Raw genomic sequence first — 23,617 nt, 5'->3', positions numbered from 1 at the left:
TAATTCACGAAAAATTCTTGAAGAATTTATTAAGATTGTTTTATAATAAAAAGAAATCTATAACAAAACCTATGACATCAAAGGAGAAATTGACATTATGGCTGGATCAACTTATGGAACATTGTTCCGTATCACCACATGGGGAGAATCTCACGGACCTGCAATCGGTGTTGTGATCGACGGGTGTCCTTCAGGACTTTCCTTAAGTGAAGAAGATATACAAAAACAGCTCGACCGAAGAAAACCTGGACAGAGTAAATTTACAACGAAGAGAAATGAAAGCGACACTGTCCAGATTCTCTCCGGTGTTTTCGAGGGTAAGACAACCGGCACACCAATCTCTGTCATTGTCTACAATCAGGACCAGCGTTCCAGAGATTACGGTAAAATTAAAGACTGTTACCGTCCCGGACATGCTGATTATACATTTGATGCAAAATATGGCATCCGCGATTACCGCGGTGGCGGACGTTCTTCTGCCCGTGAAACAATTGGCCGGGTCGCAGCCGGTGCAATTGCAAAAAAAATCCTGGAACAATTAGGAATCGACCTGATTGCCTTTACCCGTTCTATTGGAGATATCTGTATTCCTGAAACGGAATATCGTTATGAAGATATTGCCGAAAATATGTTATATATGCCAAATAATGCTTATGCAAAAAAAGCTTCCGATTATCTGGAATCCTGCATGAAAAATCAGGATTCTTCCGGTGGAATTGTGGAATGCCGCGTAAAAGGCATGCCGGCCGGAATCGGTGAGACAGTCTTTGATAAACTTGACGCTTCTCTCGCAAAAGCTGTCGTTTCCATTGGCGCTGTCAAAGGTGTGGAAATCGGTGACGGATTTGAAGCTTCAAAAAGCCACGGCAGCAGCAACAATGATGCATTTACATGTCAGAATGGTGCCGTTATAAAAAAGACGAACCACGCCGGCGGAATCCTCGGAGGTATGAGTGATGGTTCTGAGCTGATTTTGCGGGCTGCATTTAAACCGACTCCTTCCATCAGCAAGGAACAGCAGACCATCAATACGGCTTTCGAAGATACGACGATTGCCATTACCGGACGTCACGATCCGGTTGTTGTACCAAGGGCTGTTGTTGTTGTAGAATCTATGGCCGCAATCACAATTTTAGACCAGATGATGATAAATATGTCCGCAAAGATGGATGCCTTAGAAGCATTTTACTGTAAAAAATAATAACGTCAAAAAAAGAGAAGTCCTAAGCTTTTACCCTTACGACTTCTCTTTTCAACTCATTTATCTGTACTATAACCCTACTTTTTCCACATCGGATTTTCTTCACACATAGCAATCTGTTCCGGCATGATTGGGAGTTCCCTGAATCGGTGTCCGGTTGCATTATAAATTGCATGAGCAATTGCCGAAAGTGGTGTATTGATCACGACCTCACCGATAGATTTTGCGCCAAATGGACCAGACTTCTCATAGCTGCTCTCAAACTCTACATGAATATGACCGATATCTTCTCTTGTCGGAATCTTATATTGCATGAGAGAATTTTCATAAAGTCTTCCCTTTGCATCATAAGTGATATTCTCCGTCAGTGCCATTCCGATTCCCTGAAGGATTCCGCCCTCAGCCTGAACTCTTGCCAGGTTTGGGTTCACCGGAGTCCCACAGTCAACAGCAGTATAATAATCTATCACTTTTGCCTGTCCGGTCAGAAGATCCACTTCCACATCTGCCACGCCTGCCATAAATGGCGGTGGTGAAGTCGGCTGGCTCATGGTCACAGTCTCTTCCAGAGCAATACTGTTGCCCGCCATAGACGCTGTTGCAATATCAAACAGGGAAACTTCTGTTTTTTTCAGAGTCTTTTCGCCTCTATAGATGACTTTATCACCGTCAAATTCTACTTCTTTCTCATCACATCCAAGCATCTTAGCTCCGACAAGACAAATCTTATCTCTAAGCTTTCTCGCACACAGCTCAGTTGCCTTTCCGGTTACATAAGTCGTACTGGATGCATAAGATCCTGAATCATATGGTGATGCATCCGTATCTGCTCCAAATACAATTACTTTATCAAGCGGACACTCCAATACTTCTGCTGCAATCTGTGCAAGAATCGTATCACAACCTGTTCCCATGTCTGCTGCTGCAATTCGCATAATGTAGAAACCTTCATCATTCAGTTTCAGCGCTGCACTGCCTACATCTAATCCACTGATACAAGATCCCTGCATGGCAAGTCCCATACCAAGAGCACGGACTTTTCCATGTCCTAGTTCGCGAACCGGATAATTCTCATCCCAGTGACTCATCTCTTTCACCTTTGCAATACAACGGTCCAAGGCACAGCTTGTATTTGTCTCACCGTAAAATGCAGGCATGACCTGTCCTTCTTTTACTATGTTCATCTCACGAAGTTTCATCGGATCCATATGGAGTTTTTCTGCCAGTTCATTAACTGCTGTCTCAATGGCAAAAAGTCCCTGTGTTGCACCATATCCACGATAAGCTCCAGAAGACATAACATTCGTATAAACCACGTCGTAAACAAAGCGGAATGCCTCTGCTTTTCCGTAAAGCGGAATAGATTTGTGCCCGGACAGTCCGACTGTTGTCGGTCCATGTTCCCCATAGGCACCTGTGTTAGAAATGGTGTACAGATCAATTCCACGGATAGTTCCATCTTTCATAGCTCCAAGTTTCACATGCATTTCCATCTCATGTCGCGGAGAAGAAGCTGTCATACATTCCTCACGGGTGAAAATAATCTTACTCGGCTTCTTTGTCATCCAGGTCACATATGCCGGATAGACCTCACAGACCGCTGTCTGTTTTGTTCCAAAACCTCCTCCGATACGCGGCTTGCTGACACGTACCTGTGATTTTGGAATATGAAGTGCATTTGCAATGATCCTTCTGCAGTGAAACACAATCTGGGTAGAGCTAAATACATTCAGACGTCCATATGTATCAATGGAACAATATGTACGCATTGTTTCCATCATCGTCTGCTGGCAGGCTTTTGTATGATATACCTGGTCGATGATAATGTCACAGTCTGACAGTACTTGATCAATATCTCCATGTTCACTCGCCTCATGTGCGCACAGATTTCTTTTATTATCTGCTCCTACCGGACAAAGCGCCTCCCAGTTATCTTCCGGGTGCACCAGAATTGGATTATCCAAAGCTTTATGATAATCAAGGATCGGTTCCAACACCTCGTACTGTACCTTGATCATGGAAATGGCTCTGTCCACCGCTTTTTCTGTCTCTCCTGCCACAATCGCAACCGGATCTCCTACAAATCTGACATGACGATCCAGAATCAGACGGTCATATGGACTGGGTTCTGGATAAGTCTGTCCTGCACATGTAAATCTTCGTCCGTTCTGGTCGATATCCTTCCATGTATAGATGGCCTCAATTCCAGGAACTTTCATTGCCTTATCTGTCTGAATCTCCTGCACCACCGCATTTGCATGAGGGGATCTGAGCAGTTTCACGATCAGACAATCTTCCGGGATCATATCATCCATATATACTGGCTGACCGGTCACAAGCTGCATGGCATCTTTTTTTCTGACTGGCTGATTTACAATTTGCATGATACTTCCTCCCCTCTTTTTTCTTTCTTCCAGACAAGGAAATTCTGGATTCCACGAAGCTGTCCCTCATACCCGGAACAACGGCACAGATTCCCTGCCAGATACTCTTTTATCTCTTCCTCATTCGGAAATTCATTTTCACGGAATAATGCCAGTGCATTCATAATCATGCCCGGATTACAGAAACCACACTGCTCTGCTCCCTGGTCTGCAATGAATGCGCCAAACTCTTCCGCTTCTTCCTTAAGCCCTTCAAGCGTTGTGACTTTATGTCCATCTACTCTGGCTGCCAGAATAGAACAGGATAGTACCGGCTTGTCATCTAAAAATACTGTGCAAAGTCCACAACCTGAAGTCTCACATCCACGTTTTACACTTTTACATCCATGCTTTCTTACAAAATCTATAAGAAGCAGGTCCGGTTCGATCTCTTCCTGAATTTTCTTTCCATTAAGTACGATACTAATCTGCATTTCTGTCACCTCCCAGTATACGAAGTGCACGAACGGTCATAACCTCTGCCAGATGGCTTCGATACTCAGCAGTTCCTCGCATATTACTTCCAGTCGGAAGCTTTTCTTTTATCTCTTTGGCAAATGTGTGCATCACTTCTTCTGTAACACTTCCATCTGTCAGCCCCTTCAACAATCCAGCCGCGTCTTCGAACAACATAGCTTTTCCCGGTCTGGCACCGATACTAATACGCATCTTATCAGCAAAGATTGCTGCTGTCAGGTTAAGTGTCGGGAAATCTGTCACTGTATTTCTCACAGACTGATAACAAATATGAACTGGCGTCTTCTTTATTATAATGTGAACCAGAATATCATTGTCTCTTTTAAGTTTCGCAAACTCCTGAATGGACATGATTCCTCCTTTGTAAAGCTCCACATCACAATCTAATGCAAGCAGAAGTGTCAACACATCTGAAAATCCAAATCTGCCGAACAGACTTCCTCCGACTGTTGCAAGATTACGGAACTGTACTCCTACAATATGTCGAAACGCGTCTTTCACTGCGCCTTCTGTATAATGAGACAATCCTTCATGCAATTCCATCTGACGAAGCGTGACCATGCAGCCGATCCTGAACTCCTCTTCTGTCTCTTCAATCTGATCCAACCCAAGTCCAGACAGGTCGATTGCAGTCTGCACATTAGCATCACTCATCTTTACCCAGAGCATACCTCCAATAATCCGGTTCGTGCGCTTCTGGTTCAGCTCCCAGGCTTCTTCCAGGTTTTCTACCTTTTTATAATTCTTGATCTTAATCATAATCTCTCTTCATTCTCCCTGATTTTTCAGAAATTTTAAAATCCATTTTGCATAAATAACCAATTATATTTTACGGAAATATAGGTGATTTGTCAAAACCTGTTTTTTTTCTTCTTTATCCTTCAAAAATCTGATCCAGATTTTCCAGAATTACATCTGCACTGATTGGTTTGGCAATGTGACCATTCATACCAGCCTTGACCGCCTTTTTACGGTCTTCCTCAAAAGCATTTGCAGTCATCGCAATGATTGGGATATTCGCACATTTGTGATTGTTCAGCGTACGTATCTCCCGGGTTGCAGTATAGCCATCCATCTTCGGCATCTGAATATCCATAAAAATCAGATCATATTTCCTGCCTTCTGCTGATGACATGATATTCACAGCATCTGTGCCATCCTCTGCTGTATCCACTTCCAGACCAATTTCTTTCATGATTGCTGTTGCAATCTCGCGATTCAACTCATTATCCTCTACAAGAAGGACTTTTTTACCTGCATAACTCTTTCGGTTTTCCGCCTGAGCCTTCTGTTTTTCATTCTTAAGGAGTTCTCTTTGCGCCTGACTCATCAGAACTTCCCGCAGCTCTGAAAGAAACAACGGTTTCGACACAAATGCAGTTACTCCCGCCTCTCTTGCCTCCTGTTCAACATCTGACCAGTCATAGGCAGTCAGGATAATAATCGGATACTCCTCTCCAACCACCATACGAATCCTGCGTACTGTCTCGATTCCGTTCATATCCGGCATCAGCCAGTCAATGATATACACTTTAAATTCCTGATTCTGTTCATACGCTTCTTTTGCCCGAAGTACCGCTTCTTTTCCCGAAGTTGTCCAGTCTGCCGTCATTTCAATCTCACGCAGCATTCTGCTCACACTCATACAAGTTTGTGCATCATCATCCACCACAAGCGCTCTGGCACCTTTTAGCTCTGGAACAGGTTCCCGTTTCACTGTCTCTCCTGATGTTTCGCATTCAAGCATAATTGTAAATTCTGTTCCTTTTCCGGTTTCACTTTCAACCTGAATTGTACCGCCCATCATGTCCACAATGTTTTTGGTGATCGCCATTCCAAGACCGGTTCCTCCAATCCCATTCTCCGTAACAGTATGCTCTCTTGAAAAAGAATCAAACACATGCTTTCGGAACTCCCTAGACATTCCGATTCCATTATCCTTCACACTGAAAACAACCGTTATGTATCCATCTCTTCTGCATGGCTTCTCCGAAACACGAATGTTAATCATACCGCCGACCGGTGTGAATTTTACAGCATTACTGCAAATATTGAGAAGGACCTGTGTCAGACGCAGCTTGTCGGTAATGATATCTTCATGAATTACATCCTGTGTATCAATATAAAGATCCTGCTGTTTGGAATGTACAGATCCCTGAATGATCGTTCTTAAATCATGCAAAATATCCGGCAGGTGTACCGTTGTATATTCAATTCGAACAGAACCGCTCTCGATTCTGCTCATATCCAACACATCATTGATCAGGCTAAGCAAATGCTGACTGGATGTATGGATTTTTTTCAGATAATCCAGAACAAGTTCTGTGTTGCCAATATGCGTTGTCGCAAGTGCTGTAAATCCGATAATCGCATTCATCGGCGTACGGATATCATGGGACATATTATTCAGGAACGCTGTTTTCGCCCTGTTTGCATGTTCCGCAGCTGCGAGTGCATTTCTCAGATTCTTATCCCGCTCTATCTCTCGTTCTTTTTCCTCTGTTACATCACGGTTCGCAACCAGAACTGTACTTAGTTTCCCAGTTTTATCATATCCCTGCGGCACAATGATTATTGTCAGCCACCTTCCTTCTACTGTCTGAGCTGTAAAGCTCAACGTCTCACGTTCTTCCAGACGCTGTGTCACCGTACTCATATTGATAAATTCACGATATTTCTCCTGAAATGGCTCTGTAATAACCTGCTGTATCAGTTCTTCCAGGTGCGCTTTGGAAAGAATATCCCCTTTCTGATCCGGCTTCATATTCCTTGAAGATTTTACAATTTCGATTTTCTCTGTTTTTATATTCACAAGAGAAATAGAAGAATATGCATGGCCAAGTGCATTGATCACACGAAGTCTCTTCTGATCTTGAAGGATACTTCTCTTTTCTGTTCTGTTCCTGCTCACCCAATAAAGAGCGAAAAGAAGTAAGGCAAGTAACACATACATCACACATACGATATTTCGTGTGATGTAAACCTGGCTTTCCGGGAAAAAGATATATGCATCATAATCTTTGATTTTCTCCTTGCGTCCATACCAGTTTCCGGCCTTTGAATGAAGGCAGACAATTCCATTCCCCCCTGCCTTAAATTCATTTTTATACAATGACTTTGATTCTTCTACAGAACTCGAAAGAAGCTCCTGTTTATTGGTACTGACAACCTTGTCATCATCACAGATCACTATGCTTCCATTCATTTCAAAAGGAAAATCCGCAAATAACGATTTCATCGTCAGGTCTCCGTTTAACTCACTTACTTCCTCTTTCTGCATATATGTGATCACTATCCCTGCTGCATCCTGTCTTGCCACTGCCGCAAAATCATAGAGCTTTCCTTCATTTCTCAGGCGGGTCGTATAAGTCTTTTGGGGATGCTTGGCAATATCACACACATAATCACTTTCAATCAGCTTTTGCCATAATAGCATAGTATCTCCATCTTTTGCAGTCTGTTCTGTCACTTTCTGGTTCTGATCCAACACAAGGATTCCTGTCAGACGTTGTTCGTTTGCATATTCATCCAGCATCTCCTCACTAAGATTGTCTTCTTGTGCTATGACCCGGCTTAATTCTGTTGTTTTGTCCATCAGGCGTACCAGACTTTTCACCTGGTCATTCGTATTATAGTTCTCATACCTTTCAATCCTGGTTTTTGCAAAGTCAAATGTCTCATTCAACGTACTATTCAGTTTTTTATTATCACTCGCTGTCAACAGAAGAAAAATCAGGATTCCGGAAAAAAGCAGAATAAACATCAATAAACATGCATTTTTATCAAATTTCTTTCCTTTGCTTTTACTCTTCTTATCTTTTTTCTGCGTCTGCGGCATCTGCGTTCTTACCTGTCTGCTCATTTGCTTTTTCCTCCTGGCAGGATCTCATCCGCATCCAATCCGTACTTTTTGACTATTTCTTCTGTAATGCCCTCATTTCGCATCTCTTCGAGAGTTTCTGTAAGCTCTTGTGCTACTTCTTCGTGGGTTCCTTTTTTAAAAGCAATTCCAAGTTCTGAAGTATAGATACTCTCGTCCAGCATACGGTATGCATCCTCTCCATCTCTCACCAGACTGCCCAGCATCGCCTCATGACCTGCAATCGCATCAACATAATTTTTTCTAAGTGCAGCATAAAGTTCATTCGTCGTAGAAAAACAGTTTACCTGCCCCATTTGCGGAAGATCTGATGCAATCTTATGAAGGAAAAGATCCTCTGCCTTTGTGGTCGCCTGAACCGCAATCTTCTTTCCTTCCAGATCCTGAATAGTATTGATTTCACTCTCTTTTCTTACAGCCACCATCTGACGACTGTACAGATACGGACCTGCCCACTGATATTTATCTTCTCTTCCATTCATGGAATAACTGCTCCACAGACAGTCGATTGTTCCATCTGCCAGAAGTTCGTCTTTATCTTCCCAGACTATATTCTCGAACTTAGGCTGGTATCCCAGCCTCTGAAATGCTTCCTTGGCAAGTTCCACATCAATACCTTTATATTCACCATTACTCACCTGATAACTGTAAGGTTCAAAATAATCCATTCCAATGACAATCTCCGGCAGTTCGTTGTCTGCCGCTTTCTCTTTCTTTACTCCACACCCTCCCAGCATAAGACTGCCAGCCAGAAGAACTGCCATAATACAAATTCTTTTCCTATAGGTATGGGAATTATTCTTTCGATTTTTTCTCATATCCAGTTCCTTTTCATTCTTATCTTTATGTCCATAAATAATTCAAGAATGCCTCGGCATTCTTGCTGCGAGGTGCGCGTCATGCAATTGCATGACATACCTCTCAGCTGCCATATTGTCAAACTAAGTTATTATAGCATTCATGATTTATCATGTCCATAAAAAACTGCCTTCATCTGCATTTTTGCTCATTTTTTTGCTCATTTTTACATTCTGAAATTTTACATTCATTTTTTAATTATTTTCATTTAAACTGTTGATTTTTAGTATTTTTCCTGTATAATGATTTCCAGGTCGTTTGTTAACAAATACTAAACTTTGTGTTTAATTTTATTTTTGTTGGCGACGGCTTTTATCATGTTTACTTTAAATCAACACAAGGAATCCATAATGATTCTTTCAGAAAGGTGGATTTTTGATGGATATCGGCAAAAAGATTAAGGAACTCCGCGTCGCCAAGGGGCTCACCCAGGAAGAGCTGGCAGACCGCAGTGAACTGTCCAAGGGATTTATTTCCCAGCTGGAACGGGATCTCACCTCCCCGTCCATTGCGACATTGATGGACATTTTGCAGTGCCTGGGCACAACCGTCTCAGAATTTTTTCAGGAAGAGCCGGAAGATCAGATTGTATTTCAAAATGAAGACTATTTTGAGAAAATTGATTCTGAACTTGGCAGCAAGACCGAATGGATCATACCGAACGCTCAGAAAAATATGATGGAACCGATCCGTCTGACTCTAAAGCCTGGCGGATTAACTTACCGGGATCTCCCACACGAAGGTGAAGAATTTGGTTATGTATTAAAAGGAAGTATCAAGATTCATATCGGACATAAAAGTTACACTGCGAAAAAAGGAGAATCTTTTTATTTCACACCTCACTCTGAACATTATATAGAAGCTTTTGGCACATCCGGTGCCGTTATTTTATGGGTCAGCACCCCGCCGAACTTTTAGGCTGAGCAGACTTCTTATCTATCAGGACTTCCTTGATAGCCGGCCTTAAGTTCTAAATTATAATTACATTTTTGGAGGACAATGAACATGTCTAATAAATTAATCGATATTGTAAATATATCCAAAGCATTTGATGAAAATGTCGTACTGGACGAACTGAATCTTTATATCCGGGAAAATGAATTTTTAACTCTTCTGGGACCAAGCGGTTGCGGAAAAACAACACTGCTTCGTATTCTTGGTGGATTCGAGACTCCTGACTCTGGAAAAATCATCTTCGATGGTCAGGATATCACGAACCTGGCTCCAAACAAACGACAGTTAAATACCGTATTCCAGAAATATGCACTTTTTACCCATATGACCATTGCAGAAAATATTGCATTCGGGCTAAAGATTAAAGGAAAATCTCAGAATTACATCAATGATAAGATTCGTTATGCGTTAAAACTTGTTAATCTTGAAGGCTTCGAAAACCGTACTCCTGCTTCCTTAAGCGGCGGACAACAGCAGCGTATCGCTATTGCAAGAGCCATTGTAAATGAACCGAAAGTCCTGCTTCTTGACGAACCTCTTGGTGCTCTTGACTTAAAGCTGCGCCAGGATATGCAGTACGAACTGATCCGCTTAAAAAATGAGCTTGGCATTACATTTATTTACGTCACTCATGATCAGGAGGAAGCCCTGACTATGTCCGATACGATCGTCGTTATGAACCAGGGATATATCCAGCAGGTAGGAACACCGGAAGATATTTATAATGAACCGAAGAATGCGTTCGTTGCAGACTTTATCGGTGACAGTAACATTATTTCTGCCACGATGGTACATGACCGGCTCGTCAATATCCTCGGCGCCAACTTTCCGTGTGTCGATGAAGGATTCGGTCAGAAGAAGCCTGTTGATGCAGTAATCCGCCCGGAAGATATCGACCTTGTAAAACCAGAAGACGGAATTATCCGAGGCGTTGTTACACATGTTATTTTCAAAGGTGTTCACTATGAGATGGAAGTCATGGCAAATAATTACGAATGGCTCGTGCACAGCACCGATATGTTCCCAGTCGGAGCAGAAGTCGGACTGCGCGTAGACCCATTTGATATTCAGATCATGAAAAAACCAGAATCTGAAGATGAGGAGGCGGTACCAATTGAAGAATAGTAAATTATTAAAACAGATGCTTGCCGGTCCGTATCTTCTCTGGTCAGCAGCATTTATCATCATTCCTCTTATCATGGTATTCTACTATGGTCTGACGAATAATGACGGTGGATTCACCCTGATGAATCTTGCCAGGATCACAGAACCTGAGAATTTAAAGGCATTGGGACTGGCACTTTTGTTATCCCTTGTCAGTACGATTATCTGCCTGATTCTCGCATACCCTCTGGCTATGATCCTGACTGGACTTGGCGTCAATCAGTCCAGCTTTATCGTACTGATTTTCATCCTGCCAATGTGGATGAATTCTTTGCTTCGGATCATTGCATGGCAGAACCTGTTGGAAAAGAACGGAGTTATCAACAGTCTCCTTCATTTTTTCCATTTACCGGCACTGGAAATCATCAACACTCCATATGCCATCGTACTTGGTATGGTCTATGATTTTCTGCCATTTATGATCTTACCAATTTACAATGTACTGTCCAAAATTGACACAAATGTTATCGAAGCAGCCAGAGATCTTGGTGCAAACAGTGTGCAGACATTTACAAAAATCCTGCTGCCACTGAGCGTTCCAGGGATCATCAGCGGAATTACCATGGTCTTTGTTCCGTCACTAACAACTTTTGTCATCTCCGATCTCTTAGGTGGAAGTAAGATTCTCCTGATCGGTAATGTTATTGAGCAGGAATTTAAACAAGGAAGTAACTGGCACTCTGGCAGCGGTATGTCCCTTGTACTGATGATCTTCATTTTGATCAGTATGGCATTGATTGCAAAATACGATAAAGACGGGGAGGGAACTACATTTTGATCAAGAATTTTTTTAAACGGTTTTATCTGGTGCTGATATGCGTCATTTTGTACGCACCGATCATCACCCTTATGGTATTATCCTTTAACTCCTCAAAATCCCGTTCCAAATGGGGAGGTTTTACAACAAAGTGGTATGTGGAATTATTTAAAAATAATTCCATTATGAACGCACTTTATACGACACTGATCATCGCATTGTTATCTGCACTGATTGCTACGATTCTCGGTACTGCTGCCGCTATCGGTATTCAGGCAATGCGAAAGAAAATGCGTACTGTCGTGACTGGTGTAACCAATATTCCTATGTTAAATGCCGATATTGTGACAGGAATCTCTCTTATGCTGTTATTCATCGCATGTAGATTTTCCCTTGGATTTAAGACAATCCTGATTGCACATATTACCTTTAACATTCCCTATGTAATCCTGAGTGTTCTGCCAAAGCTGCGGCAAACGAACGTCAGCACTTACGAGGCCGCCCTGGATCTTGGCGCTTCTCCGTTATACGCTTTTTTCAAAGTCGTATTCCCGGATATTCTGCCAGGTGTGTCCTCCGGTTTCTTACTGGCATTTACCATGTCCTTAGATGACTTTATCATCACACATTTTACAAAAGGACCTGGCGTCGACACTCTGTCCACCAAGATTTACAGTGAGGTGCGAAAAGGAATCAATCCTTCCATGTATGCACTGTCCACATTGATGTTCCTGGTTGTCATGATTCTTTTGTTATTGATCAACATGAAACCAGATGAAAAAGCTGCCGGTGCAAAAAATGCTAAAATTTCCAAAGTTGCCAGTCAGCATCCAAAGCTTCGCAAATTCCGCAAAGTTATGATGTCGAGAGTGGTTCCGGTCTGTATGATCGTTCTCATTCTGGCAGGTGGAATTTTCTATGGTATCCGCTCAAAAAGTTCCAGTGACAAACAGGTCATTGTGTATAACTGGGGAGAATATATCGATCCGGAAACTTTAGATATGTTCGAAGAAGAAACTGGTATTAATGTTGTTTACGAAGAATATGAAACAAACGAAATCATGTATCCAAAAATACAGTCAGGCGCCATTGCCTACGATGTCGTATGCCCGTCCGACTACATGATCCAGCGTATGATTGAAAATGATCTGCTGGCTGAACTGAATTTTGACAATATTCCGAACATCAAGAATATTGGAAGCACTTATATGGAACATTCCAAAGAGTTTGACCCGGAGAATAAATACTCTGTTCCTCACCTTTGGGGAACTGTAGGAATCCTTTACAATAAAACTATGGTCGACGATCCTGTAGATAGTTGGGGAATTCTGTGGAACGAAAAATACAAAGATAGTATCCTCATGCAGGATAGTGTCCGTGATGCATTTGGCATCACATTAAAATACCTTGGCTACTCACTGAACTCAACCGATCTGGATGAACTGACTGAAGCTAAGAATAAACTGATCGAACAAAAGCCACTTGTCCAGGCCTATGTTGTCGATCAGGCCCGTGATAAAATGATTGGAAATGAGGCTGCTCTCGCTGTCATCTACTCTGGAGAAGCTATCACCTGTCAGCTTGAAAATCCGAACCTGGAATATGTCATTCCAAAAGAAGGAAGTAACATGTGGATTGACTCCTGGGTCATCCCGAAAAATGCAAAGAATAAAGAAAACGCAGAAGCTTTTATCAATTTCATGTGCCGTCCGGACATTGCTAAGATGAACTTCGACTATATCACCTATTCCATCCCGAATGAGGAAGGAAGAAAACTCCTCGATCCGGAATACCGTAATAATCCAATTGTATTTCCAGATGATAAAGCACTGGAAAATTGCGAAACATTCAAATTCCTGGGAGATGAAAATGATGCCATATACAATGAATTATGGCGTCAGGTAAAATCCAAATAAAAAAGAATCTCGCCTGCGAGATTCTCCGCCTGCGGCGGGTCGCAATATGCGACATGTTTCTTATCCGCCGCAGTGCGATCCTCGCGGAGCGTTTTTTTATGTAATGGAAACGAAGTTTCCTATTACATAAAAAAATAAATCCAAACGATATCTTGAATCGTTTGGATTTATTTTTTTAAACCCGGAAGCAGCCGCCACCAATGAACTCTCGAAGCAATGAGTTCGTCGGTACTTTTTCGCTTCCGATTCCAACAAAGTAATCCAGGAATTTAAGCAGTCTCTTTGCCTCGATATATTCCGGGCACTCTCTTTCAACTCCGAATAACTGAGCTTCTACATATGGTTTCAATACTGCCAGTTCATAGATCAGAGCAGAATTGAACATGACATCTGCTTCCTCCTGGAATGGGAAAATATTCTCTTCCTCGCCTTTCCGTACAGAAGGCCACATCTGAATTGTCTTTTTTGCAGAAGCACCTCTTGTTCTTGCATCTCGCACAATTCTTCGAAGAAGCCGGCCATCTGTGGTCGGAATCCGGTTATGCTCATCAATGTTAAGCTGTGTCAGTGCACTGATATAAATTTTAAACTTATTCTCATCTGCCAATGCTTTTGTCAGCTTTGGATTCAGGCAGTGAATGCCTTCAATAACCAGAATATCGTGTTCTCCAAGTTTCAATGGACTTCCTACAAATTCTTTATGTCCCTTCACAAAATCAAAATTTGGAATGATCACTTCTTTTCCATCCAGCAGTTCCTGCATTTGTTTCTCGAACAGATCAATATCCACTGCACAAAGTCCTTCAAAATTATAATTTCCCTTCTCGTCTTTCGGAGTCTCTTCTCTTTCTTTAAAGTAATTATCTACTGCGATCGGATGAGGACGCATTCCATTTGCACGAAGCTGTACAGACAGTCTGTGTGAAAATGTAGTCTTTCCGGAAGACGACGGTCCCGCAATCAATACGAATCTGATTTCCGGTCTGGAAGCAATCATCTGTGCAATTTCTGCAATTCTTCTTTCCTGCATTGCTTCCTGCACAAGCACAGTCTCCTGAACATCTCCACTGGTAATATTGCGATTCAATCCGCCAACCGTCTCAATCTCCTGAATATCTCCCCATTTCACAGATTCTTTCATGACCTGAAAGAACTTTGTTCTCGCCTGAAAATGTGGCACGGTCTCCGGCTTATCAATCTCTGGCATCTGAAGTACAAATCCTTCATCATACCGATATAATTTAAAATATTTCAGATACCCTGTACTGTAAAGCATATATCCATAATAATAATCTTCAAACTCATTGATGCTGTAAAGGTTTACTTTGGATACACGGCGGTAACGGAACAATTCTTCTTTATCATACATTCCATACTGTCCAAAAAGTCCGATTGCCTCATCTGTATGAACCGTTCTTTTCTTGATTGATAGATCTGCCTCCACAAGTTCGTGCATCCTCGACTCGACACGCTCAAGAAAATCATCATCGACTCTTGTTTCGCCGGTAATCGTACAATAATATCCCGGTCCTATTGCAAAATGCATCCGAACCTTGTCAATATTCTTATGTCCTGCCACGTCATAAACTGCTTTTACAAGAAGGAAACTCATGCTTCGTTTGTATGCCTCATGTCCAATGGGATCCGCTATTGTAACAAAACTGATTTCACAATCTTTTTTCAGACGCTTGTGCAGTTCCTGAAGTTTTCCATCTACAAACACCAGAACAATCTCATGCTCATAATCTTTCTGGTATTCTTTTGCAATGTCGTGATATGTGATACCAGCTTCATATTCTTTCACTTCATTTTTAATTTTTACATGATACATTCTTTTCTCTTCCATCTTCCGATCCTCCCTATATCATGACTGCTTCTATAAAGCTTTCCCTATATTACTGTAAACGGATGACTCACTGGGGCTTCTATGACCTCGACTCCCAAAAGGTGTGCTCGTAAATAATTCCCCATATCGCCGATAAATATGTGCTCCACCCCATAATGTCCTGCATCGATGATATTAAGTCCTCTTGCCAGTGCATCAATCCCTTCATGATGACCGATATCTCCGGTCACATAAACATCAGCCCCTGCTGCAATCGCCTGATCAATATCACTTTTACCAGACCCCGGACAGATTGCTACTCGGTGAACCTTTTGCTTCAGATCGCCGAATACTTTCACTGTATCAAGGGCAAATGCTTTCTTGACTTCTTCACAATAATCTGCCAGTGAAATTTCATTTCTCTGTTCATCATTATCAGAAGCAGATGATATCTCTCCGACACGGCCAATACCTTCCGGTTCTCCCGATTCATTTTCTCCGGTGACATCCAGTATCTGACAATTCTCAAGTTTCAGATAATCTGCTGCCAGATCTGCCATACCTTTGACATCATAATTCGTGTGCATAGCATAATAAGAAATGTCATGCTGAATCAGTTTTACTAATCTTCTGCCGATGAAATTCTGATTATTCACTTGTTTCATACCGCTAAAAATCAAAGGATGATGTGTCACCAGCATATCTGCACCTGCCAAAATTGCCTCATCTACCACTTCATCTGTAGCATCTAGTGCCACATATATCTTTGCAACTTCTTTATCATCTCTTCCTGCCAGCAGTCCGACATTATCCCAGGAAAGAGCATATCTTGGTGAATAGTCCTGTTCTATTATTTTGATAATATCTTTACATAGCATGCAATCATTCCTCTCTAATATTCACATAGTATTCAACAATGTTTTTCTTACAATGCTTTTCTTACTCTTCATAGTAAGACATTGCTTTTTTTGCTACTTCCAGTTCATGTTCAATTTCTGTCATACGCTCTTTTATCCGCTCACCATCTTTTCCGGCAAGACCGAGAAGTATATCTTCACGAATACGGATTTCACGCTTCAGATATTCATATAATATCGGATTTTTGTTTTTTAAAAGTAGTGGTCCATAAAGGTACTCCCATTCCTCTTTTTTACAATCTTCCTGCCGGTCGGCCGTCTTATGTTCACAATATTCTGGTGGTACCACCCGCATCATAGGATAATATTTCCCGTCTTCCTCTACCATATCTTCTGCTTCGAACCGAAACCCATGTTCTACAAGATATTCCCGTACTTTCTGTATCTCAGACTGAGGCTGTAAGATGCAGCCTTTTAATGTGCTGACGATTTGTTTTCCTTCTTCCAGAATGTGAATCACAAGACCGCCGCCCATTCCGGCAACGATCATCTCCTCCACTTCTTTCGGCTTTACTGCTGCCAGTCCATCCGACAGCCTTGTCTCAATCCGGTCACTCATTCCATAGCCTGCTATGTGAATTCTCGCACGTTCCAACGGTCCCTTATTGATATCCATCGCTATCACTTTCGGTGATAAGTTCTGTTCTATCAAATGAATCGGTATATATCCGTGATCTGTTCCTATATCTGCGACAGAGGCGCCCTCTGTCACAAGACCTGCTACTGCAGTAAGTCTCTTTGATAGTTCCATAGGCGCCTCTTTCTTAATCCAGATAATCTCTTAATTTTCTACTGCGGCTCGGATGACGAAGCTTTCTAAGTGCTTTTGCCTCGATCTGACGAATACGCTCACGCGTTACATCAAACTCCTTACCAACTTCTTCCAGTGTACGTGCACGTCCATCATCCATACCAAAACGAAGTCTTAAAACTTTCTGCTCTCTCTCTGTCAGAGTATCTAACACTTCATCTAACTGCTCTTTTAAAAGTGTCTGAGCTGCGGCTTCAGCAGGTACCGGAACATTGTCGTCCTGAATAAAATCTCCCAGGTGACTGTCTTCCTCTTCACCGATTGGTGTCTCCAGTGATACCGGTTCCTGAGAAATCTTTAAGATTTCACGGACACGTTCCACTGGCATATCTAATTCTGCTGCAATTTCCTCCGGCGTAGGTTCACGTCCTAACTCCTGCAGTAATTGTCTGGAAACACGGATCAGTTTATTGATCGTCTCTACCATATGCACCGGAATACGGATAGTTCTGGCCTGATCAGCAATTGCTCTTGTAATTGCCTGGCGGATCCACCATGTTGCATAAGTACTGAATTTGAATCCTTTATGATAGTCAAACTTCTCAACCGCTTTAATTAGACCCAAATTGCCTTCCTGAATCAGATCCAGAAACAGCATTCCACGTCCCACATATCTCTTAGCAATACTGACAACAAGACGAAGGTTTGCTTCTGCCAGACGCTTCTTAGCATCCTCGTCTCCCTCTGCCATACGCTTTGCAAGCTCTACTTCTTCATCTGCTGAAAGAAGCGGTACCTTTCCAATCTCTTTCAGATACATACGGACCGGATCCTCTATACTGATTCCATCTGGCACAGACAAGTCGATTTTCTCCATATCAACATCGTCTTCATCTGTCAGAACAATATCGGAATCATCAACATCATCTAATTCCTCAATTCCATCCCCATCTCCGCTTACACGAAGCACATCAATATGATTGGCCTCCAGATACTCATAAACTTTCTCCATCTGTTCTGCATCAAGCTCCATATCTGAGAAAAAATCATTGATTTCCTGAAGTTCCAGGATACTCTTATTCTTCTTTCCATGAGCAACCAGTTGTTTTAACTTTTCCCCAAATTTCGCTATGTTTTCTTCCATGTGGTGTCCATCCTCCATTATATGTTTTTATTTTATCCTTAATTAATAGAAATATGCAATTTTTCAAGGTCCTGCAACGCCCGTTTTGCTTCCATCAGCTTCTGCAATCCCTGTATATCGGTCGGATCAAGCTTTGCTGAGTGTTCTTCAATACTATTCTTCTTTACCCGGATAATTGTCTCTTTTAATGCCTTTTCCTGTTCATGTGCTGTTTTAATTTCCCGGATTCTTGTATTAAAAAGCGCTGCCACCTCACGATGTTCCTCTTCATCTGTAAAATGATTCATGATCTGCGCCGGATTGAGCTTTCCCTGTTCGTGCTGCGCATATAAAAGCTCAGCTACAGTCCGATATATCCCTTCCTGAAAATCTTCCGGATGAATATACTTCTGGATCTGTGCAAATACATTCTCATCCGATGCCATCCATGTCAACAGAATCTTCTGTGACTTTCGTGTACCATCTTCCTTATCCAGGTTCTGACTCCTTGTAGATCTCGGTCTTTCCACCGGCTTTGCAAGTCCGGTCTGAACTGCCATTCGTCCGACCAGTTTTCTCAGATCTTCACTGCCGACATGATAAGTTCCTGCAACTGCATCAATGTAGTTATTGCGCTCTATCTCTTCATCAAACTCTGTAAGCTTTCTCGCAGCTTCCTTCATAAAGTCCGTTCTGCCTTCCGGCGACGTCATATCATAATCCCGTTCCAGAATTTCAAGACTGAACATAAATCCATTCCTTGCCTTCTGGATCCGTTCTTCAAAGGCTTCTGCACCGAGATTTTTAATAAATTCATCTGGATCTTTATACGGTTCCATCCGAATGATTTTTGCCGTAATCCCAACTTCACGCAGAATCGGTCCTGCCCTCAGAGCTGCTTTCGTTCCTGCCTCGTCACTGTCATACGTCAGGTAGACTTCATTGACATACCGTTTGATAAGCGCTGCATGTCCCGGTGTCAGGGCTGTTCCAAGTGACGCTACTGCATTGGTAAATCCCGCCTGATGCAGGGAAATCACATCCATATAGCCCTCACAAAGTAGAAAATAAGGCTTTCTCGACTTTCTTGCTCGATTCAGTCCATACAGGTTCCGGCTTTTGTCAAAAATGATCGTCTCCGGTGAGTTCAGATATTTTGGCTTTGCATCACCCATGACACGGCCGCCAAATCCAATAACACGGCTGTTTACATCCATAATCGGAAACATGACCCTGTTCCAGAACTTATCGTGAACTCCGTATTTTTCATCAATACTGATCAGACCTGCCTGTGAGATCATATCGTCTTTGTAGCCTTTTGATTTCAGATACTTGTACAAATCATCACTGTACTTGTTCGAATATCCCAGACCAAATGCTTTGATCGTATCGTCACTTAGCTTTCGATCTTTTAAGTATGTAAGGGCATGTCCCCCTTGCGGCCTTAAAAGCTGTACATAAAAGTACTGTGCTGCTGCCTTATTAATCTCCAGTAATATAGCTTTTGTATCTGCGCGCTTTTTCGCCTCCCCAGAGTACTCCGGTTCCGGAAGCTCTACGCCTGCACGATCCGCCAGATATTTCAATGCCTCTACAAAAGAATAATTTTCATATTCCATCAGAAATGTGAATACATTTCCTCCGGCACCACAGCCAAAGCAATAATACATCTGCTTCTGTCTGCTGACTGAAAATGACGGGGATTTTTCATTATGAAATGGACATAATCCAAAGTAGGAGCTTCCTTTTTTCTGAAGTCTCACATAACTGGAAATTACATCTACGATATCATTTTTTGACCGGATTTCTTCCACTAATTCCTCTGGATAATACATATCTGCGTCCTTTCATTTTTCATCATCTCTTCCTCAAATCCAGAAGAAGAAACTTCCCTATTATTAATATTCGACACAAACTTTATATTTCCTTTAATTTTTCCAAGATTCTGGGATAAAAAATTCCGTAAATTTCTTCACTGCATAAGTATCCGTCATTCCTGCGATATAATCGCACACGACCTGGGACAGCTCTTCTCCCTTTTTTAACATATTCTGTGATTGCTCCGGAAGAAACTCCGGATTCTTTATATAGAATTCATATAGATTGGTAATCATATGGATTGCTTTGCCCTCTTCCTTCTTGGCAACCGGGTTACGGTAAACATTTTCAAACATAAATACACGAAGACCCTGCATAGCCTCATGAACTTCCTCAGACATCTGAATCACCGGACGATCCACACTGTTGATAATAACATTATGTACGAGTGTGTTCAGGCGTCCTTTCACCGAAGTTCCCAAAACATCCGTATATTTCTTCGGAATATCTTTTTCTCTTAAAATACCGCCACGGATTGCATCATCAATATCATGATTAATATAGGCGATCTTATCTGACAGGCGCACGATCTGTCCTTCCAGTGTTGACGGGCGTCCGCTTGTTTTGTGATTCCTGATCCCGTCAATGACTTCCCATGTAAGATTCAGTCCCCGTCCTTCCTTTTCTATAGATTCCACCACTCGCACACTCTGCTCATTGTGTTTGAAACCTCCCGGGCAAAGTTCATTGAGCGCACGCTCCCCTGCATGTCCGAAAGGTGTATGTCCCAGATCATGCCCCAGAGCAATTGCTTCTACTAGTTCCTCATTAAGCCGGAGTGCTTTCGCGATTGTTCTTGCATTTTGTGACACCTCCAGTGTATGTGTCAGCCTTGTACGGTAATGATCTCCTTTCGGAAGAAGAAACACCTGGGTCTTCTGCTTCAGTCTGCGGAACGCCTTGCAGTGCACGATCCGGTCACGATCACGCTGAAAGACCGGACGAATATCACATTCCTCTTCCTTAATCTTTCTGCCTTTTGAATTCTTACTCAATGTCGCATAAGGACTTAAATACTCCAATTCTCTTTCTTCCATCTGCTCCCGAATCATCATAGAATCACGCTCCATCTTCACACTTGTATAATCATACTTTCATTATACAATACAATTCCGTCTGCTGGTACTGTTTTTCACATTATATTTTCTTACAGATTCAAGAATACCTGATTGATGTAACTGACATATAATGATATTTCTTTCGCTGTCTGATAAAAAATGCAGCTGTCATAAAAAGTGTACAAAGCTCTGCCACTGTAACGGCACTCCAGATTCCGTTCACTCCAAAGAATACAGGCAGTATCAGAACTGCCGCCATCTGGAATAATAATGTTCGAAGAAATGAAATCGCAGCCGAAATCATTCCATTGTTCAATGCTGTAAAGAATGCTGATCCATAAATATTGAATCCATTGACCAGAAAACTGATAAAATATATCCTGAATCCGTGTCTTGTCAGCTCAAATAATTCTGCGTCATATCCCACAAACAATTTTGCAAGCGGTGTTGTAATCACCTGAGAGAACATGAAAAGTCCAATCCCCCATAGTCCAATCAGCCGCAGGCTCTTTTTAAACATATTTTTCAGCTCACTGTGATTGCCGGCACCATAATGATAGCTGACGATCGGCGCACTTCCAATAGAATATCCGATAAAAATAGCAACAAATATAAAGTTCGCATACATAATAGATCCATAAGCCGCTACTCCATTTTCACCGGCCACTTTCATAAGCTGCAGATTATAAAGAGAATTTACCACTGAACTGGACAGATTCGTCATAAACTCGGATGCACCATTGCTGCATGTCTTTAATAAAATTCTTCTGTCAAAACTTGGTCTTCCAAGTTTCAGAAGACTTGAATTTTTTCGTGCAAAATAAAAAATCGGGAACAATCCGCCGATAAATTCTCCGCATACTGTCGCAACTGCTGCCCCTGCAATTCCAAATCCAAGACGTCCCACAAACAAATAATCCAGAACCATGTTGGTCACACCCGCCACAATGATAACTTTTAGCCCAAGTTTTGGTTTCTGTGCTGCTACAAAAAAGCTCTGAAACACATTCTGCAGCATAAAAGCCGGAAAAGAAATAAATGTGATGCGCCCGTACAACACGCAGTCTGAAAGCAGTTCACCAGCTGCGCCAAGCATCACTGCTACCGGACGAATCAAAATCATTCCAAGAATACTAACTGCTATGCCGCCAATGATCGTAACATAGACTAACATGGAAAAATATTCATTTGCCTTTTCTTTTTTTCCTTCTCCAAGAGTTGTTGCTACAATCGCGCTGCCTCCGGTACCGATCATAAATCCAAGAGCTGAAAGTCCCATCAGAATCGGCATAATTAAATTGATTGCTGCAAATGCAGTCTTTCCGGCAAAATTCGACACAAACAGACCGTCTACAACTCCGTAGATCGATGTAAAGATCATCATCACAATAGACGGTAATACAAATTTTATTAATTTTTTATAAGTAAAATGATCTGATAACTGAATCTCCATAAAAAAAATCTACTCCTCTTTTTCAAGAATACCTCTGCAATCCTGCCGGATGCTATATCAGAAGTGCATTCACTTCTGCTTCTATAAAATCCTCAACTATACTCGAGACATTTGAAGCTTATGGATATTCGCTTTTAATTCCATATTGTATTTTTCGTAAAGTTCCAGCATTTTCTTGCATTCTTCCTTACTCATACCAGAAAATGCCTGATTCTCTGCCTCTATCACTGGATAAATCTTCTCTTCCATAAGTTTCTGTCCCTTTTCCGTCAGATGAATATGCATATCACGGCCTTTTCCTTTTTCCAGTATCAGATATCTATCCTGTTCCAGCTTACGGATCGATGAATTCACTGTCTGCTTTGGAATACAGCACATCTGACTGATATCGCGCTGCAAACATCCATCCCCCATCTCACAAATGGCGTATAGAATATCAAATCCGCTTAATGACAGTCCTACCTTTGTCGCAGCCTCACGGTATACATCATTAAACTCTTTATAAATGTGATTAAACTCTATGAGCTGACGGCTCATGTATAGTGTTTTTTGTTTCGACTCCATTATTTTTTCTCCTCAAGTCCGATTTCGTACTTATTACAGTATAGTCCGATTTCGTACTCGTGTCAAGTGTTTTACTCGATATTGCCAATCCAAATGAAAGAAGGAAAGGACGAAGTCAAAACAATTCGCAAAAGAACAAAAAAGATGAAAAAAAGCAAAAATTGTTGTTGCTTTTTTCCTGAAAGTGTAGTAATATAATCTTCGGGCAATCGAGAAAAGCCTTTTATGCGGAAGTGTCGGAACTGGCAGACGAGCAAGACTAAGGATCTTGTAAGCATTGCGCTTGTGTGGGTTCAAGTCCCATCTTCCGCATTAACTTTTCAAATTTTATATTGTTTGTAATCATGTAAATGATTTACATAAATGCGGAAGTGTCGGAACTGGCAGACGAGCAAGACTAAGGATCTTGTAAGCATTG

Annotated in this window: 18 protein-coding genes and 1 tRNA gene; 6 read left to right on the top strand and 13 right to left on the bottom strand. The window is 41.8% G+C overall.

Going from position 1 to position 23,617, the window contains the following annotated elements; translation table 11 throughout:
* The first annotated feature begins 97 nt into the window (after positions 1 to 97).
* The gene (aroC, locus tag LI164_RS08270) at positions 98 to 1,201 is read left to right on the top strand and encodes a chorismate synthase (RefSeq protein ID WP_005331165.1); all 1,104 of its coding nucleotides are present in this window, start codon (positions 98 to 100) and stop codon (positions 1,199 to 1,201) included.
* 77 nt (positions 1,202 to 1,278) lie between these two features.
* On the opposite strand, the gene LI164_RS08265 is transcribed toward aroC, so the two are convergent.
* From LI164_RS08265 to LI164_RS08245, 5 genes are all read right to left on the bottom strand, one after another.
* Positions 1,279 to 3,585 carry a xanthine dehydrogenase family protein molybdopterin-binding subunit gene (locus tag LI164_RS08265; protein WP_005331167.1) on the bottom strand — a complete coding sequence of 769 codons (2,307 nt, stop codon included), beginning with the start codon at positions 3,583 to 3,585 and terminating at the stop codon, positions 1,279 to 1,281.
* Positions 3,573 to 4,058 carry a (2Fe-2S)-binding protein gene (locus LI164_RS08260; RefSeq protein ID WP_005331169.1) on the bottom strand — a complete coding sequence of 162 codons (486 nt, stop codon included), beginning with the start codon at positions 4,056 to 4,058 and terminating at the stop codon, positions 3,573 to 3,575. Before LI164_RS08260 ends, LI164_RS08265 begins: the two co-directional genes overlap by 13 nt.
* Positions 4,048 to 4,860: a xanthine dehydrogenase family protein subunit M gene (locus LI164_RS08255; RefSeq protein WP_005331170.1), complete on the bottom strand. Its 813-nt coding sequence runs from the start codon at positions 4,858 to 4,860 to the stop codon at positions 4,048 to 4,050. Before LI164_RS08255 ends, LI164_RS08260 begins: the two co-directional genes overlap by 11 nt.
* Before the next feature lie 115 nt (positions 4,861 to 4,975).
* Positions 4,976 to 7,963: a response regulator gene (locus LI164_RS08250; RefSeq protein ID WP_227086994.1), complete on the bottom strand. Its 2,988-nt coding sequence runs from the start codon at positions 7,961 to 7,963 to the stop codon at positions 4,976 to 4,978.
* Entirely contained in the window at positions 7,960 to 8,799 is an 840-nt protein-coding gene (locus LI164_RS08245; protein ID WP_227086993.1) for an ABC transporter substrate-binding protein, read from the bottom strand. The genes LI164_RS08250 and LI164_RS08245 overlap by 4 nt, the downstream gene beginning before the upstream one ends.
* Before the next feature lie 418 nt (positions 8,800 to 9,217).
* Here LI164_RS08245 and LI164_RS08240 point away from each other — a divergent pair, with 418 nt between their 5' ends.
* The 4 genes from LI164_RS08240 (at position 9,218) to LI164_RS08225 (ending at position 13,630) form a co-directional block, all read left to right on the top strand.
* The gene (locus LI164_RS08240) at positions 9,218 to 9,757 is read left to right on the top strand and encodes a helix-turn-helix domain-containing protein (protein WP_005331176.1); all 540 of its coding nucleotides are present in this window, start codon (positions 9,218 to 9,220) and stop codon (positions 9,755 to 9,757) included.
* Between the two features lie 87 nt (positions 9,758 to 9,844).
* Positions 9,845 to 10,918, top strand: coding sequence for an ABC transporter ATP-binding protein (locus LI164_RS08235; protein ID WP_227086992.1), 1,074 nt, complete (start codon positions 9,845 to 9,847; stop codon positions 10,916 to 10,918).
* Entirely contained in the window at positions 10,890 to 11,735 is an 846-nt protein-coding gene (locus LI164_RS08230; RefSeq protein ID WP_052302905.1) for an ABC transporter permease, read from the top strand. The genes LI164_RS08235 and LI164_RS08230 overlap by 29 nt, the downstream gene beginning before the upstream one ends.
* Entirely contained in the window at positions 11,732 to 13,630 is a 1,899-nt protein-coding gene (locus LI164_RS08225) for an extracellular solute-binding protein (protein WP_227086991.1), read from the top strand. Before LI164_RS08230 ends, LI164_RS08225 begins: the two co-directional genes overlap by 4 nt.
* A gap of 175 nt (positions 13,631 to 13,805) precedes the next feature.
* On the opposite strand, the gene LI164_RS08220 is transcribed toward LI164_RS08225, so the two are convergent.
* The 8 genes from LI164_RS08220 to LI164_RS08185 all read right to left on the bottom strand — a co-directional run bounded on the left by LI164_RS08220 (position 13,806) and on the right by LI164_RS08185 (position 23,199).
* Positions 13,806 to 15,476, bottom strand: a complete 1,671-nt coding sequence (locus LI164_RS08220; RefSeq protein WP_227086990.1) for a nucleoside kinase — start codon at positions 15,474 to 15,476, stop codon at positions 13,806 to 13,808.
* Positions 15,477 to 15,520: 44 nt separating this feature from the next.
* Positions 15,521 to 16,333 carry a Nif3-like dinuclear metal center hexameric protein gene (locus LI164_RS08215; protein ID WP_227086989.1) on the bottom strand — a complete coding sequence of 271 codons (813 nt, stop codon included), beginning with the start codon at positions 16,331 to 16,333 and terminating at the stop codon, positions 15,521 to 15,523.
* Positions 16,334 to 16,394: 61 nt separating this feature from the next.
* Complete coding sequence (locus LI164_RS08210) at positions 16,395 to 17,123, bottom strand: class I SAM-dependent methyltransferase (protein WP_117614052.1); 729 nt, start codon at positions 17,121 to 17,123, stop codon at positions 16,395 to 16,397.
* A 13-nt stretch (positions 17,124 to 17,136) separates the two neighbouring features.
* A complete protein-coding gene (gene rpoD, locus LI164_RS08205; RefSeq protein WP_005336805.1) occupies positions 17,137 to 18,267 on the bottom strand; it encodes an RNA polymerase sigma factor RpoD in 1,131 nt (376 codons plus the stop codon).
* A 38-nt stretch (positions 18,268 to 18,305) separates the two neighbouring features.
* Positions 18,306 to 20,081, bottom strand: coding sequence for a DNA primase (dnaG, locus tag LI164_RS08200; protein WP_227086988.1), 1,776 nt, complete (start codon positions 20,079 to 20,081; stop codon positions 18,306 to 18,308).
* Between the two features lie 93 nt (positions 20,082 to 20,174).
* Positions 20,175 to 21,179 carry a deoxyguanosinetriphosphate triphosphohydrolase gene (locus LI164_RS08195; RefSeq protein WP_227086987.1) on the bottom strand — a complete coding sequence of 335 codons (1,005 nt, stop codon included), beginning with the start codon at positions 21,177 to 21,179 and terminating at the stop codon, positions 20,175 to 20,177.
* A 100-nt stretch (positions 21,180 to 21,279) separates the two neighbouring features.
* Positions 21,280 to 22,635 carry an MATE family efflux transporter gene (locus LI164_RS08190; RefSeq protein WP_227086986.1) on the bottom strand — a complete coding sequence of 452 codons (1,356 nt, stop codon included), beginning with the start codon at positions 22,633 to 22,635 and terminating at the stop codon, positions 21,280 to 21,282.
* Between the two features lie 96 nt (positions 22,636 to 22,731).
* The gene (locus LI164_RS08185; protein ID WP_005331210.1) at positions 22,732 to 23,199 is read right to left on the bottom strand and encodes a MarR family winged helix-turn-helix transcriptional regulator; all 468 of its coding nucleotides are present in this window, start codon (positions 23,197 to 23,199) and stop codon (positions 22,732 to 22,734) included.
* Between the two features lie 227 nt (positions 23,200 to 23,426).
* On the opposite strand from LI164_RS08185, the gene LI164_RS08180 reads away from it, so the two are divergent.
* Positions 23,427 to 23,511, top strand: a tRNA-Leu gene (locus LI164_RS08180).
* Positions 23,512 to 23,617 lie beyond the last annotated feature (106 nt).

This window comes from Dorea sp. 210702-DFI.3.125 (assembly GCF_020560945.1).
Taxonomy (GTDB): domain Bacteria; phylum Bacillota; class Clostridia; order Lachnospirales; family Lachnospiraceae; genus Dorea; species Dorea formicigenerans.
Note: the sequence above shows the minus strand (reverse complement) of the source record. Positions and strands in the feature narration are given on the sequence as shown.